General features: G+C 70.9%; 13 protein-coding genes. 11 read left to right on the top strand and 2 right to left on the bottom strand.

What is annotated here, in order from left to right; genetic code table 11:
* The first annotated feature begins 11 nt into the window (after positions 1-11).
* Together H4281_RS09330 and H4281_RS09325 are read left to right on the top strand one after the other, a co-directional pair.
* The gene (locus H4281_RS09330; protein WP_182890474.1) at positions 12-1199 is read left to right on the top strand and encodes a phosphotransferase; all 1188 of its coding nucleotides are present in this window, start codon (positions 12-14) and stop codon (positions 1197-1199) included.
* A gap of 456 nt (positions 1200-1655) precedes the next feature.
* A complete protein-coding gene (locus H4281_RS09325; RefSeq protein WP_182890473.1) occupies positions 1656-2507 on the top strand; it encodes an SGNH/GDSL hydrolase family protein in 852 nt (283 codons plus the stop codon).
* On the opposite strand, the gene H4281_RS09320 is transcribed toward H4281_RS09325, so the two are convergent.
* Positions 2473-3228, bottom strand: coding sequence for a metallophosphoesterase family protein (locus tag H4281_RS09320; protein WP_182890472.1), 756 nt, complete (start codon positions 3226-3228; stop codon positions 2473-2475). The two genes, H4281_RS09325 and H4281_RS09320, sit on opposite strands and share 35 nt — an antisense overlap.
* A gap of 78 nt (positions 3229-3306) precedes the next feature.
* On the opposite strand from H4281_RS09320, the gene H4281_RS09315 reads away from it, so the two are divergent.
* From H4281_RS09315 to H4281_RS09305, 3 genes are all read left to right on the top strand, one after another.
* Positions 3307-4689 (top strand): replication-associated recombination protein A, encoded by a 1383-nt coding sequence (locus H4281_RS09315; RefSeq protein WP_182890471.1) that lies wholly within the window; start codon positions 3307-3309, stop codon positions 4687-4689.
* A 104-nt stretch (positions 4690-4793) separates the two neighbouring features.
* Positions 4794-5324, top strand: coding sequence for a cupin (locus H4281_RS09310; protein WP_182890470.1), 531 nt, complete (start codon positions 4794-4796; stop codon positions 5322-5324).
* Between the two features lie 107 nt (positions 5325-5431).
* Positions 5432-6283: an NAD(P)-dependent oxidoreductase gene (locus H4281_RS09305; protein WP_182890469.1), complete on the top strand. Its 852-nt coding sequence runs from the start codon at positions 5432-5434 to the stop codon at positions 6281-6283.
* Here H4281_RS09305 and H4281_RS09300 read toward each other — a convergent pair.
* Positions 6273-7178 (bottom strand): hypothetical protein, encoded by a 906-nt coding sequence (locus tag H4281_RS09300; protein ID WP_182890468.1) that lies wholly within the window; start codon positions 7176-7178, stop codon positions 6273-6275. The two genes, H4281_RS09305 and H4281_RS09300, sit on opposite strands and share 11 nt — an antisense overlap.
* A 154-nt stretch (positions 7179-7332) precedes the next feature.
* Here H4281_RS09300 and H4281_RS09295 point away from each other — a divergent pair, with 154 nt between their 5' ends.
* The 6 genes from H4281_RS09295 (at position 7333) to H4281_RS09270 (ending at position 14516) form a co-directional block, all read left to right on the top strand.
* On the top strand, positions 7333-7737 hold the full coding sequence (locus H4281_RS09295; protein ID WP_067579318.1) for a DUF948 domain-containing protein: 405 nt from the start codon (positions 7333-7335) through the stop codon (positions 7735-7737).
* Positions 7734-8036, top strand: a complete 303-nt coding sequence (locus H4281_RS09290) for a hypothetical protein (protein ID WP_182890467.1) — start codon at positions 7734-7736, stop codon at positions 8034-8036. Before H4281_RS09295 ends, H4281_RS09290 begins: the two co-directional genes overlap by 4 nt.
* Before the next feature lie 80 nt (positions 8037-8116).
* On the top strand, positions 8117-10780 hold the full coding sequence (gene alaS, locus H4281_RS09285) for an alanine--tRNA ligase (RefSeq protein ID WP_182890466.1): 2664 nt from the start codon (positions 8117-8119) through the stop codon (positions 10778-10780).
* Positions 10770-11270 (top strand): Holliday junction resolvase RuvX, encoded by a 501-nt coding sequence (ruvX, locus tag H4281_RS09280; RefSeq protein ID WP_182890465.1) that lies wholly within the window; start codon positions 10770-10772, stop codon positions 11268-11270. The genes alaS and ruvX overlap by 11 nt, the downstream gene beginning before the upstream one ends.
* The gene (mltG, locus tag H4281_RS09275) at positions 11267-13666 is read left to right on the top strand and encodes an endolytic transglycosylase MltG (RefSeq protein ID WP_246411619.1); all 2400 of its coding nucleotides are present in this window, start codon (positions 11267-11269) and stop codon (positions 13664-13666) included. Before ruvX ends, mltG begins: the two co-directional genes overlap by 4 nt.
* Positions 13650-14516: a shikimate dehydrogenase gene (locus tag H4281_RS09270; protein ID WP_182890464.1), complete on the top strand. Its 867-nt coding sequence runs from the start codon at positions 13650-13652 to the stop codon at positions 14514-14516. Before mltG ends, H4281_RS09270 begins: the two co-directional genes overlap by 17 nt.
* Positions 14517-14551: the final 35 nt, after the last annotated feature.

Raw genomic sequence — 14551 nt, 5'->3', positions numbered from 1 at the left:
GGTCGGTGACAATGACAGTCGACACCTCCTCCGCCGGCGACGCTGGAGTCCGGGCGGAAGCCGGGGAACTCGCAGTCGCCGCGGCCGTCGCGGCGGGCGAGGCGGTGCTCACGCGCCGGTTCGGGAGCGCGATCACGCTGGTCTCGCCCGAACACCTCTCCGGAAGCGGCCCGGCGATCGTCGTCCGGGCACGGGTCGTGTCTTCCTCCTTCGCACTGCCGCGCACCCTGGTGGTCAAGCACTATCCGGACCCGCCGGAACCCGGCCGGGTCGATCCGTTCGCCCAGGAAGCCGTGAGCTACCAGCTGTTCACCGCACTGGCCCCGGACGAGCGAATGTGCCCGGAACTCCTGGCCCACGACGGCGGCGACCGCGTGCTGGTGATCGAGGATTTGGGCCGCGCACCGACGCTGCAGGACAAATTGGCCGCCCGCGACTCCCGGGCAGCGGAGCGCGCACTCCTGTCCTGGGCGCGCTCGCTGGGCCGCCTGCACGCGAGCACCGCCAGCCGCGAAGCCGATTTCAACGCCCTGCTGCGCCGTCTTGGCGGCCCAGTGCGCACCGACAACGACGGCTTGGCCGGCCTGGCCGACGACGTCGAAGAACTTCTCTCCGAGCTGCTGGACGTGCCCGTCCCCGAGGCAGTGCGCGAACGCATCGCCGAAGCCGTCGCCCAAGCCCGGTCGGCCGCCTTCCGCGCGTTCAGCCCCGTAGAACTGGCCCCGGAAAACAACCTGGTCACCGGCTCCGGAGTGCGCTTCCTGGACTTCGAACGCGGCCGGGTCCGGACAGCCCTGGTCGACGCCTCCTGCCTGCGGCTGCCGTTCGTGTCGGACCCGCGCGCGATGGCGCTCCCCGCAGGCATGAGCGAGGCGATGATCGCCGCCTGGCGAGCCGAAATCGTCGACGTATGGCCTTCCTTCGCCGACGACGTCGAGCTGGCGAGGCAACTCACGATCAGCGAAATGCTGCAAGTCTGGCAAATCACCCGCGAACTGCTCCCGCACCTGAACCTGAGCAGGCACGCCACCCCCGTCAGCCGCGAGGCCGCCCTGGTCACGTGGTGGCGCGAACTGGCCCGGCACGCCGGTTACTCGCGCCTGACCGAGGTCGCCGAACACTCCACCAGAGTCGCCGCCGCCCTGGCCGCCCGCCTGGGCCCGCACGCCGACCTGGCCTTCTACCCAGCCTTCCGCTGACCCGCAGCACACCCGCCGCCGCTGTCCGTGAGGGCCACCCTCATTGACTCTGCTTCGCTCAGGGTTCCCCTTACGACCTGCCGCTGGTCCGTGAAGGGCTCCTTCACGGACGTGGATTCCCTCAAGGAGCCCTTCACAGACCGTCGCGCCCGCCTGCCGGATGCGCCCCAATGTGGCGTTGGGTGCATCCCACGCACCGAACGCCACATTGGGTGCGTCTGACGCACCCAATGCCACATTGGGGCGCTAGCCCCCACCACCTACGACACCGCAGCCGCTGCACCCAACGAGCGAGGCACCCAGCCCCTTCGGGGTGCCCCACGGAACCCAAGACGGCCGATGTCGCCGCCAGGCGACGAGCCGAACCACCCCAAACCAGACCCCCAGTACCGGAAGTTCCCACCTCCGTCCATACCGCGTTACCTCCCCATCACCAGCGGTGAGCCTCGATACCGGATGGTCTTGGTCGTGACCGTGATCAGCGTCGGAGTCACCCCACCCGCACAGCCGGCCCCCGCCCCCCGACCGCAAACCCAGCCCCGGCGAGCAACCCGCCTGGCAGTCCTAGGCGACTCGACGGCAGTAGGCCTAGGCGACCCCCTCCCCAACCGCGGCGGCTGGCGTGGCGTGGGCCCGTTGGTCGCGGAAGCACTGGGCATCGCCGAAGACGGCTACCTGAACCCGTCCTTCACCGGTGCCCGCATGTCCTGCGTCCGCACCGGCCAACTGCCGCAAACGATCGCGCACCGCCCAGACATCGCGCTGGTCGTAGTCGGCATGAACGACACCCTCCGGCCCGACTTCGACGCGGACGCCATCGCCGCGGACCTCACCGCGATCGTCCGAGAACTCACCGCGATCGGCACCACCGTCTTCCCGGTGCGTTTCCACGACCACAGCAAGGTCTTTCGCCTCCCGCCGTCCCTGAAGCGAGCCCTCAGCGCCCGCGTCACGGAACTGAACGAGGCGATCGACCGAGTGGTGGAAACAGAAGGCATCGCCTGCCTGAACCTGGACACCCTCCCCGGCGCCTACGACCTCACCGTCTGGAGCGTCGACCGCCTGCACCCTTCCGAACTGGGCCACCGCATGCTCGCCGAAGGGTTCGCGAACCTGGCCGCAGCAGCCGGTTTCGAGGTGCCGCAGCCAGTGAGCCTCACCTGCTCCGGCGGCGTCGAACCAAGCGCTGCCGCGCACTTCGGCTGGCTCGTAGCCAAGGGCGTGCCGTGGCTTTGGCGGCGTGGCCGCGAGTTCCTGCCCTACGCCGCGGTCATCATGTGGCGCTCGTTCCGCGAGCGCGTGGGCTGAAAACCCGCAACGCCTCCGCGTCCGACGCCGGATTCCGTACGAAATAGTCGTTCCAGTCCTGAATTCCGGGATATTCCGACGTCTCCGCCAACTCCCGGCACACGGTCTCCGCGTCGTAAGCAGTGCGCCGCAGTTCGACGCCGGGACCGAGCCGCGCCCAATGTGCTCCCGTTGTGCCATAAGGCATTCCGACGCTGCCCGGGTTCACGATCCGGCACCGGTCGGCCAGTCGCAGGAACGGCATGTGGGTATGCCCGCACACCACCGTCTCCGCCGTGACGCCGTCCAAGACCTCCGCCCAGCGCGACAATGGGCTGTCCACGAGCGCGACTTCTTCGTCGTCGCGCGGAGTGGCGTGGCAGAACAGCACTTCGCCTAGCCCGTCGATTTCGAGCGTGACCGTCAGCGGCAAGCCGGCGAGCAGCGCGACCTGATCCGGCCGCAGCTGCGTCGCCGCCCACGGGCCGATCGGATCGGGGATCTTGGCGGGGCCGCCGCCCGCGAGCGTGACCAGTTCGCGATCGGCGTTGCCGCGCACCCACACCGCGCGGTCGCCGAGCGAGACCAGCCGGTCGAGCGTCTGCCGGGGCAGCGGTCCGGCCGCGAGGTCGCCGCACAGGACCACCAGGTCGGCGGCGTGGACGTCGGGTTCGGCGAGGACCGCGTCGAGCGCGGGCAGCACGCCGTGGATATCGGACAACACCGCGACCGAGGAGACCATCGCCCCAGTCTGCCCCTCCGGCGGCGCTGCGGGGCCGGGCGAGCGGGATTGTCGGGGTGGTCGGATACCGTCGTCGGCGTGGCACAGGACGAACTCTTCACGGTGAACCCCGACGTGGGGCCGCCGCCGGAACCCTCCGGAGCGAACCAGGCCGAACCGCAGGCCGACCCGGCGACGTCGCCGCTCGCGGTCCGGATGCGGCCGCGCACGCTCGACGAGGTGGTCGGGCAGCAGCACCTGCTGCGCGAAGGGGCTCCGCTGCGCCGGCTGGTCGAGGGGGCCGCCCCGGCGTCCGTGCTGCTCTACGGCCCGCCCGGCACCGGCAAGACCACGCTGGCGAACCTGGTGTCGATCGCCACCGGACGCCGGTTCGTCGCGATGTCCGCGCTGTCGGCGGGCGTCAAGGAGGTGCGCGGCGTCATCGAGGAGGCGCGGCGGCGCAGGCAGTACAACACCGAGAACACGGTCCTGTTCATCGACGAGGTGCACCGGTTCTCCAAGACCCAGCAGGACGCGCTGCTCGGCGCGGTCGAGGACCGCACGGTGCTGCTGGTGGCGGCGACCACGGAGAACCCGTCGTTCTCGGTCGTGTCGCCGCTGTTGTCGCGGTCCTTGGTGCTGCAGCTGCGGCCGCTCACCGACGACGACATCGTCGCGGTGCTGGAGCGCGCGCTCGCCGACGAGCGCGGGCTTGGCGGCGAGCTCACGCTGACTGACGACGCGCGGGCACACCTCGTGCGGCTTGCCGGCGGTGATGCGCGTCGGGCGCTCACGGCATTGGAGGCGGCCGCGGATGCCGCGTCCGCCACGGAGAACAAGACGATCGATCTCGCCGTTGTCGAGTCCACTGTGGACAAGGCGGCGGTGCGCTATGACCGTGACGGCGATCAGCACTACGACGTGATCAGCGCGTTCATCAAGTCGATCCGCGGGTCGGATGTCGACGCGGCGTTGCACTATCTGGCTCGGATGATCGAGGCGGGGGAGGATCCGCGGTTCCTCGCGCGGCGGTTGGTGGTGCACGCGAGCGAGGACGTCGGGCTGGCGGATCCGACGGCGTTGCAGGCGGCGGTCGCGGCGGCGCACGCGGTGCAGTTCATCGGGATGCCGGAGGGGCGGCTCGCGTTGGCGCAGGCGACGATCCATCTGGCTACCGCGCCTAAGTCGAACGCTGTGGTCACGGCGATCGATACGGCGTTGAGCGACGTTCGGTCCGGGGCGATCGGGACCGTGCCGCCGCATCTGCGTGACGGGCACTACGCGGGGGCGAAGCAGCTGGGCAATGCCCAGGGATATCGGTATCCGCACAACGTGCCGGAGGGCGTGCTGGCTCAGCAGTATCCGCCGGATGAGCTGGTGGGGCGGGACTACTACGAGCCTACGCAGCGTGGCGGGGAGCGGACGCTGGCCGAGCGGGTGCCTCGGTTGCGGCGGACGATTCGAGGGGAGCGACAGGGGTGAGTGTGCCGGTCAGCGGGGGCTAGTGAAGGTCGCCACTCTTCGGGGTGGGCCGGGAACATCCGGCGGTGTCGTCGGTTGCTCCTCTGCAAGGAGAGGGGGCGGCGATGACGTTGTTGACCGTCTGGCCTGATGATCAGCCCGGGCATGTGCTGCTGCGGACTGAGGACACGGGGGCGATCGTCGCCGAGCTGGGACGGGTGGGGGCTGGGTTTGCCCGGTGGCCCGTGGCCGAGAGCGGCTCCGATGAGGGTTTGCTGGACCGGTACCGGGGGTTGATCGAGGCTCTGGGCGGCGGGGATTGCTCGGCGGATGTGGTCGCCGGGGAGCCTTCGCTGGTGGAGCGCAGTTTGGGCCAGGTCGAGGACCGGTTTTTCGTGCGCGGGGCCGCGGTGTGGTACTTGCACGCCGGGCGGGAGGTGCATGCGGTGTTGTGCGAGCCGGGGGATGTGCTGACGGTTCCGGCTGGGGTTCGGCATTGGCACGACGGGCGGGCAGGCTATGTGACTGTTCGGGTTCGGCGTGCTGGTGCTGGGACTTCTGGCGGGGCGGGGCGAGTTGTGTCGCCGGGGGAGTTCCCTGGGATTCAGGAACTGGTTGCGGAGCGGGCCGGTGGGTCGCCTGCGTTGCGTGGGTGATGGGTTCAGGGTTCCCCTCCCGGACTGCGCAGTATTGATCGCGGCATGTTCCGGGCTGTCGCGCCGCTGATCCTGCCGATCTGCGTGTCTGGCGGCACGATGGCCGGATGACCACAGTCGCGTTTCTCGGTACCGGGATCATGGGACGTCCGATGGCCGCCAATCTTGCTCGCGCTGGGGTGACCGTGCGAGCTTGGAACCGGACTCGGGCCAAAGCTGAGCCGCTTGCCGCGGAGGGCGTCACCGTCGTCGAGTCGCCTGGTGAAGCGGTGAAGGGGGCCGACTTCCTGGTCACCATGCTCTCGGACGGGCCGGCGGTTGCTGAGGTGTTTCGGGGGCTTTCGCTCGAACCGGGGACTATTTGGCTGCAGACCAGCACCGTCGGGATCGAGTGGGCTGATCGGCTTGCGGAGGCGTCCGTCGCGGCGGGAGTGCCGTTCGTTGATTGTCCGGTGATGGGGACGAAGGGTCCTGCCGAACAGGGGCAGCTTCAGGTGCTCGCGGCCGGGCCGGACAACGTGCACGACGGGGCGGCGGAAGTGTTCGACGCGATTGGTTCCCGGACTCGCTGGCTCGGCACCGAACCTGGGACGGCGACACGGCTCAAGCTCGTGATGAACGCCTGGATTCTCGCGCTCACCAACGGCGCCGGGGAAAGCCTCGCCCTCGCGAAAGTGCTCGGGGTGGATCCGCAGTTGTTCTTCGACGTGATGAGCGGCACCGGGTTCGACGTGCCTTACGCGCGAGCGAAAGGACCCATGATGCTCTCCGGCGAGTACCCGACCAGTTTCCCGGCGTCGCTCGCGGCGAAGGACGCGCGGCTTGTCGTCGAGGCCGCGGGGGACGCGATCGACGTCGGTGGGGCGGCGGCTGCGTTGGCGCATCTGGAAACCGCGGTCGAGGCGGGGCATGGCGAGGACGACATGGCGGCGGTGTACGAGGGGATCGTCAAGCGTTGAGCAGTGACGCGACGCGGTCGACGCCGATGCCGGAGACGAGCAGGCGTTCCTTCGCGTTGCCGAGCAGCCGCGCGGTCCATGGGGTGAATCCCCCGTCGCCGACGGGGGCTAGTCCGGTGCCGAAGTCCGCGGTGACGGTGAAGCAAAGGCCGGAGTAGTAATCGCGGCCTGCTGCGCGGTCCGGGGCCTCGGAGACGGTTACGCCGGGCAACGATTCCTGCACTGAGGCGGCGAAATCGGCGAAGCGAGTGTCCAAAGTGGTCACTTGGAAGCCTGCGGCGCGGGCGCCGGCCGCACGCACGGCGGTGGTGAGCAGTCGCGCGTGCTCAATCAGGTGTTCGCGTTCGAAGGACCGGCTGCCTCGGTCGCGACCGGCGGTAACGGCGGCGAACAGCGAGAAGTGGGCGAAGAACCCGGGGGCCGGAAGCTGGGCTCGGACGATGCGTTGCACGGTGGCGAGGCGCACCGGCGCGGCACCGGTGCGGCGGACTGCGGCTTCCAGCGCGAGGCCGTTCGTCGGGTCCGCGGCGACTTCCGTGCCGCGCCCAGTGGGGACGACCCGGTGCTGGGCCAGTCCGGCCACTGCGGAATGCGCGCCGAGCGGGACGACCGGGGAGAGCGTCACTCGTTCGAATTCCGGTGGCGCGGCGGAAAGCAGGGAATCTTCGACCCGCCGCAGAACCTCGAACGGCAAGGGCGCGGGCGTGGTGAAGCGGTCCTCGCGGTAGCGGCGCAGGACGTCCGGTCCGCGCAGTTTCGCGGCTCGGCGGCGGGCTACTTCCAGTTGCAGCGTGGTCAGGTCCGCGCCGGGAAGGCCGGCGAGCACGTCGGCGGCGGGACCGCCCGGCCCGGCCAGCACGCGGGGGAGCGGGCCGCGTCCGTTCGAGGAGTCCATGAGGCGAGCAGACCAGCCGGAGCGCGTCTGCGCGAACTGTTTTCCGTGACGGCGACTGCGCTGGGTGACCACTGCGGCGGGGGGTCCCCGCCGAGAAGCGCCGCAGGCGGTAACCTCACACCACCTAAGACCCCGCACCACCCGAGGAGGGCCCGTGTCGGCAGGGCAGATCGCCGCGCTGATCGCCGCAGGAGCTTTCGTACTGCTGGTCTTGCTGCTGGCGATCCCGCTGCTCAAGCTCGGCCGCACGCTGGACGAGGCGACGATCGCGATCCGCAAGGCGCACGAGAACAGCGACCCGATCCTGATCGGGGCCAACGAGACGATCACGCACGTCAACACGCAGCTCGAGCGGGTCGACGGGATCACCTCGAACGCGCAGGCGGTGAGCGGCAACGTGTCCGCGCTCTCGTCGGTGTTCACCGCGACGCTCGGCGGTCCGCTGGTGAAGACGGCCGCGCTGTCGTACGGGATCAGCAAAGCCATCCGCGCGCGCCGCAAGAAGCAGGAAGCGAAGGCCGCCAAGGCGCAGCGCCCGGCCCGCCGGGGGAAGAAGTGAAGCGGCTGTTCTGGCTCGGGGTCGGGGTCGTCGCCGGAGTCGCGCTGAGCCGCAAGGCGAGCGAAACCGCTCGTCAGGCCACGCCCGCCGGGTTAGCATCGAACTTGGGCGACGCCGTGCGGGAACTCGCGGGCGCCGTCGGTTCGTTCGGCGCCGAGGTGCGCGCCGGGATGAACGAACGGGAACAGGAGCTGCACGACATGGTCGAGGAGCGGACCGCCGTGCTCGCGCCGCCTTCGGGCGCGGGCAGGCACGCCGCACGTCGCCCCGCCCGGCGAGCTCGCCGGGCGGAGGGCTGATCTCCGCGCGCCTTCCGCCGCCTCCGACCCCCGTTTCCTTTCCCCGGCCGAAGCCGGGTCTTCAGCACAAGGACGTACCCGTGGACACACACGAGATCACCGACCGTTTCCTGCGCCATTTCGAGAGCCGGGGCCACACGCGCGTGCCGAGCGCCCCGCTGATCCTCGACGACCCGAACCTGCTGTTCGTCAACGCGGGCATGGTCCAGTTCAAGCCGTACTTCCTCGGCGAGGCCCCGCCGCCCTACCCGCGCGCGACCTCGGTGCAGAAGTGCGTGCGCACGCCGGACATCGACGAGGTCGGCAAGACCACCCGGCACAACACGTTCTTCCAGATGGCGGGCAACTTCTCGTTCGGCGACTACTTCAAGGAAGGCGCGATCGAGAACGCCTGGGAGCTGATCACCAAGTCCCAGGACGACGGCGGCTTCGGCCTCGACCCGGACCGGATCTGGGCGACGGTCTACGAGAAGGACAGCGAGGCGGCCGGGCTGTGGCGCAAGCTCACCGGCCTGCCCAGCGAGCGGATCCAGGTCCGCGACGGCAAGGACAACTACTGGGACATGGGCGTGCCCGGTCCCGGCGGCCCGTGCTCGGAGATCTACTACGACCGGGGCCCCGCGTACGGCCGCGAGGGCGGCCCGGTCGCCGACGAAGACCGCTACATCGAGATCTGGAACCTCGTCTTCATGCAGGACGTCCGCGGCGACCTGAGCCCGAAGCTGGGCCACCCGCCGATCGGCGAGCTGCCGAAGAAGAACATCGACACCGGCATGGGCGTCGAGCGCGTCGCGACGATCTTGCAGGGCGTCGAGAACGTGTACGAGACCGACCTGGTGCGCCCGGTGATCGGCCGCGCCGAGGAGTTCTCCGGCCGCCGCTACGGTGCCAACCACGCCGACGACGTTCGCTTCCGCGTCATCGCCGACCACGCGCGCACCGGCGTGCTGCTGATCGGCGACGGCGTCACCCCCGGCAACGACGGCCGCGGCTACGTGCTGCGCCGCCTGCTGCGCCGCATCGTGCGCTCCACGCGTCTGCTGGGCGTGCAGGAGCCGGTGCTGCAGGAGTTCGCGAAGGTCGTCAGCCAGACCATGGGCCCGACCTACCCCGAGCTGGTCAGCGGCTTCGACCGGATCTCCGAGGTCGTGCGCGTCGAGGAGGAGGCGTTCCTCGCCACCCTCACCAGCGGTTCGCGCATCTTCGACCTGGCCGCGGCCGAGACGAAGAAGGGCGGCGGCGACGTGCTCGCCGGCGACAAGGCCTTCCAGCTGCACGACACCTACGGCTTCCCGATCGACCTGACGCTGGAGATGGCGGCCGAACAGGGCCTGACCGTCGACGAGGCCGGGTTCCGCACGCTCATGGAGGAGCAGCGCAAGCGCGCGAAGGCGGACGCGGCGTCGCGCAAGAGCGGCCACGGCGACCTGTCCGAGTACCGCAAGGTGCTGGAGCAGCACGGCGAAACCGAGTTCCTCGGCTACACCGAACTGCAGGCGGACGCGAAGGTCGTCGGCCTGCTCGAGGACGGCCTGCCGGTGCGCAGCGTCGCCGCGGGCCGCAAGGCCGAGCTGGTGCTCGACCGCACTCCGTTCTACGCCGAGAGCGGCGGGCAGATCGCCGACACCGGCGTCCTGGTCGGCGACGGCGTCGAGCTGAAGGTGCTCGACGTGCAGAAGATCGTGCCGGGCCTGTTCGTGCACCGCGTCGAGGTCACCCAGGGCGAGGTCGGGATCGACACCCGGCTCACCGGATCGGTGGACGCGAACCGCAGGCTCTCGATCGAGCGCTCGCACTCGGCGACGCACCTCGTGCACGCGGCCGTCCGCGGCGCGTACGGCAAGCGCGCGGCGCAGGCCGGTTCGCTCAACGCGCCGGGCCGGATGCGGTTCGACTTCACCACGCCGGGTGCGGTGTCGGCCGACATCCTCACCGAGGTCGAGCAGGAAGTGAACGACTACCTGCAGACCGACGTCGAGGTGCAGAGCTACACCACGACCAAGGACAAGGCGCTCGAGCTGGGCGCGGTCGCGCTGTTCGGCGAGAAGTACGGCAACGACGTCCGCGTCGTCGACATGGGCGAGTACTCGCGCGAGCTGTGTGGCGGCACGCACGTCGGCCGGATCGGCCAGCTGGGCCTGGTCAAGCTGGTGTCGGACGCGTCGGTCGGTTCCGGCGTGCACCGCGTCGAGGCGCTGGTCGGACCGGACGCGCTGAAGCACGTCCGCAAGGAGCAGCTGCTCGTGTCGCAGCTGGCGAACACGTTCAAGGTGCCGTCCGAGGAACTGCCCGGCCGGATCGAGGACGTCCTGTCCCGGCTGAAGAACGCGGAGAAGGAGATCGAGCAGCTGCGCACGCAGCAGGTGCTCGGCTCGGCGGGCGCGCTGCTGGACAAGGCGCAGGACGTCTCCGGCGTCTCGGTGGTCGCCGAGGTCGTGCCGGACGTCGACGGCAACGGCCTGCGCGCGCTCGCGTCCGACATCCGCGGCCGCCTGGGCGACCGCGCCGGTGTGGTCGCGCTGTTCGCGCCCTCGGGGGAGAAGGTGGCCTTCGTGGTCGCCACGACCTCGGCGGCGCGCGACAAGGGAATCGCGGCGGGCAAGCTCGTGCCGTCGTTCGCCGGGGCGATCGGCGGACGCGGCGGCGGCAAGCCGGACATGGCCCAAGGCGGCGGCAGCAACCCGGCGGGCGCGGAGCAGGCCGTGACGGCGCTGCGCGCGGCGGTCGCGGACCTTGGCCGCTAACCGCAGGAGAGGCCCGGATCGGCCCGGCGAGTCCGATCCGGGACGGGGCAGGCGGCTCGCGGTCGATGTCGGGTCTGTCCGGGTGGGGGTCGCGCTGAGCGATCCCGCCCCCGTGCTCGCGAGCCCGCTCGTTACCCTCTCCCGTGATGCGAAGGACGACAGCGATCTGGACCGGCTTGCCGATCTCGTCACCGAACACGAGGTGGTCGAGGTGATCGTGGGCTTGCCGAGGACGCTGGCGAACCGGCAGGGCGCGGCCGCGGACATCGCGCTCGCGTATGCGGAGAAGCTCGCCGGGCGCGTGGGGGACGTGCCCGTGCGGCTGGCAGACGAGCGGTTGACGACGGTCACCGCGTCGCGAATGCTGTCCCAGCGGGGGGTCAAGGGACGCAAGCAGCGCGCCGTGGTGGACCAGGCAGCGGCAGTCGAGATCCTGCAAGCCTGGCTCGACGCCGCCGCCGCGCACCGCGCCCGGAAAGGCGACTCATGACCGACCCCCGCGGCCCCGGCGACCCGGGTGGCCGCCGTCGGCTGCGCAACCCCGACAACCCGGACGTGCCGGACCCCGCGGCGGGTTCCGGCGCCCCGGGCGGACGGCGCAGGCGACGCGAGCCCGAAGACGAACCCCCTCCCCGCCGCGCGGCGCCGGAAGGCACGCCGCCTGGCGAACGACGACGTCCGCGAGGTGACGTGCCTCAGCGGCTTCCGGCAGCGGAAGGCCGCCGACGCGCGCCCGAGGGAACCCCTCGCCCGGCCGGCGAACCGACCCGCCGCGTCGCACCGGACGCGATGCCTCCGGCCGAACCGCCGCGCCGCCCGGCCGCTGAGGCTCCGCCGGCCCGGCGCCGCCGTCCGGTCGCGCCGCAGGACCGGCCGAAGCGGTCGACGGAGAACTGGGACTTGCCGCCGCACGCGGCCGACGACCTTCCCCGAGCGCGGCCGCGCCGCATAACTCCGGGCGAAGCACCGGTGGCCGGGAACGACATTCCGTCCGCGGAGGCCGAGCCGCCAGCCGGTCGACGCCGTCGGCGCGAGGACGTTCCGCCGCCGGTCGAGGCTGAACCTCTGGCAGGCCGTCGCCGGTTCGAGGACGCGCCGTCGCCTGCCGAGCCGCCAGCCGGCCGTCGCCGTCGGCGCGAGGACGTTCCGCCGCCCGTCGACGTCGAGCCGCCGTCCGGCCGCCGTCGCCGGGACGATGCCGACGTGCCGGTGGAAGCCGCCGCACCTGGCCGTCGCCGGGCGCCGGAGATGCCGCCGCCTCCTCCGGCCCGGCGCGCTCCCGCTCCGCCGCCGGACGGCTCCATGCCGCCGGATCCCCGGTTCGCCGAGGCCTCGATGCCGCGCGATCCCCGGTTCGCGGACGCGTCGATGCCGCCGGACCCGCGCTTCGCCGACGCTTCGATGCCGCGCGATCCCCGGTTCGCCGAGGCGTCGATGCCGCCGGATCCCCGGTTCGCCGACGCTTCCATGCCGCGCGATCCGCGTTTCGCGGACGCTTCGATGCCGCGCGATCCGCGCAACCAGCCGCCGCGACGGCAGCCGGTCGAGCAGCCCACCGAAGTGATCCCCGCCGTGCCCGCCGCGGCGCACGAACCGGAGCACCCGGACGAGCAGCCGATCGACGGCCTCTTCGAGGACGAGTACGACGACTACGGCGAGTACGAGGACTACGACGACGAGTACGACGGCTACGACGAGGACGGCTACCCCGAAGACGCGGCCGAGCCGCCGGTCGAGGAGCCGCCCGCGAAGAAGCCGCGCAAGAAGAAGCGCAAGCGCGCGATCGGCTGGATCGCCGCGGTGCTCGTGCTCGTCCTGCTCAGCGGCGGCGCCTATTTCGGGTACCAGAAGATCTTCGGCTACGCGGACTTCGACGGTTCCGGCGAAGGCGACGCGCTCGTGCAGGTCGAACAGGGCGACACGACGTCCGCGATCGGCGCGAAGCTCACCGACGCGGGCGTGGTCGCGAGTTCCCGGGCGTTCGTGAAGGCGGGCGCGGAGAACACCGCGCTCAGCAAGATCCAGCAGGGCTACTACCTGATGCGCCAGCACATGTCCGGCGAAGAAGCGGTCGACCTCATCACGTCGCCGACCGCGCGCGTCGGACGGCTGGAAATCCGGCCGTACACGCAGTTCGACGACATCACCCAGCCCAACGGCAAGGTCACGCCGGGCGTGTACAGCCTGATGTCGAAGGCGTCGTGTGCGACCTTGGGCGGCAAGAGCACCTGCATTCCGGTCGATCAGCTGCGCAAGACCGTCGCCGACGCCGACCTCAAGGCGCTCGGCGCGCCCGAATGGGCGCTGGCCGACGCGGGCAAGGCGCTGAGCAAGGACAAACGCCTGGAAGGCCTGATCGCGCCCGGCGTCTACGACGTGAAACCCGGCTGGAGCGCGACCGAGCTGATCACCGACCTGGTGAAGCAGTCGGCCGATTCGATCCAGGCGGCCGGGCTCACCGCGCAGAACACCGGGCCGGGCATGTCGCCGTACCAGACGCTGATCATCGCGTCGCTCATCGAGCGCGAGGCGATCAAGCCGGACTTCGGCAAGATCTCGCGGGTGATCTACAACCGGCTCGCGCAGCGCATCCGGTTGCAGCTGGACTCCACGGTCAACTACGTGCTGGACCGCCCGACGCTGCTCACGAAACCCGAGGACCGGGCGAAAGCGGGTCCGTACAACACCTACGCCAACTACGGTCTCCCGCCGACGCCGATCGCGGTGCCCAGCATGGACGCGATCAAGGCAGCGGTCAGCCCGACTCCCGGCGACTGGGTGTACTTCGTGAAATGCGAGATGGACGGGCATTCCTGCTTCGCGGTCACGAACGACCAGCACAACGCGAACAGGGCTCTGGCGGAGCAGCGTGGCGTCATCAAGTGACCGGCCGCGCCGCGCGGCGGTGCTGGGCAAGCCGGTGGCGCATTCGCTGTCGCCGGTGCTGCACCGCGCGGCGTTCGCGGCGCTGGGCCTGGACGGCTGGACTTACGACCGCGTCGAAACGGACGCCGCCGAGCTGCCTGGTTTCGTCGACGGTCTCGGCCCGGAGTGGGTCGGGCTCTCGGTCACCATGCCCGGCAAACGCGCCGCACTCGACTACGCCGCCGAGGTCGCCCCGCGCGCGGCCGCGGTCGGCGCGGCGAACACGCTCGTGCGCCGTCCGGACGGCTGGCTCGCCGACTGCACCGATGTCGAGGGAGTGACCGGAGCCCTGCGGTGCGCCGGCGGTTACTCGCCTTCCGCGGGCGACCAGGCCGTGGTGCTCGGCGCGGGCGGCACCGCTGCCGCCGCAGTCGTCGGGTTGGCCGAGCTGGGCGTCACGACGGTGCGTCTGGTGGTGCGAGAACCGGCGCGAGCTTCGGAAACCGTGGACGCGGCCAAGCGCGCGGGCCTGGACGTGGACGTGCTGCGCTGGTCCGAAGCGGACTTCGCGGAGCTGCCGGACGCCACAGCGGTGCTGGTCAACACAGTGCCGCCGGACGCGGTCGTGCCGCACCTCGCGGAGCTGTCCCGCATCGGCAGTGTGCTCGACGTGATCTACCACCCGTGGCCGACGCCGCTGGCCGAGGCGGTCGAGCGGCGCGGCGGACGGCTCGCGACCGGGCTCGACATGTTGCTGCACCAGGCATTCGGGCAAGCGGAGCACTTCACCGGGCGACCGGCGCCGCGCGAGGAAATGCGGGCGGCGCTGCGCGAGGCGAGCGGAAACATCCTGCCGCTGCCGATTTCCTGATATCCTGGCGGGCTGCTTTTCAGCCAGCAACAGGG

It is taken from the genome of Amycolatopsis dendrobii, assembly GCF_014145675.1.
GTDB lineage: Bacteria > Actinomycetota > Actinomycetes > Mycobacteriales > Pseudonocardiaceae > Amycolatopsis > Amycolatopsis dendrobii.
This window is presented reverse-complemented; position numbering and strand designations above follow the sequence as displayed.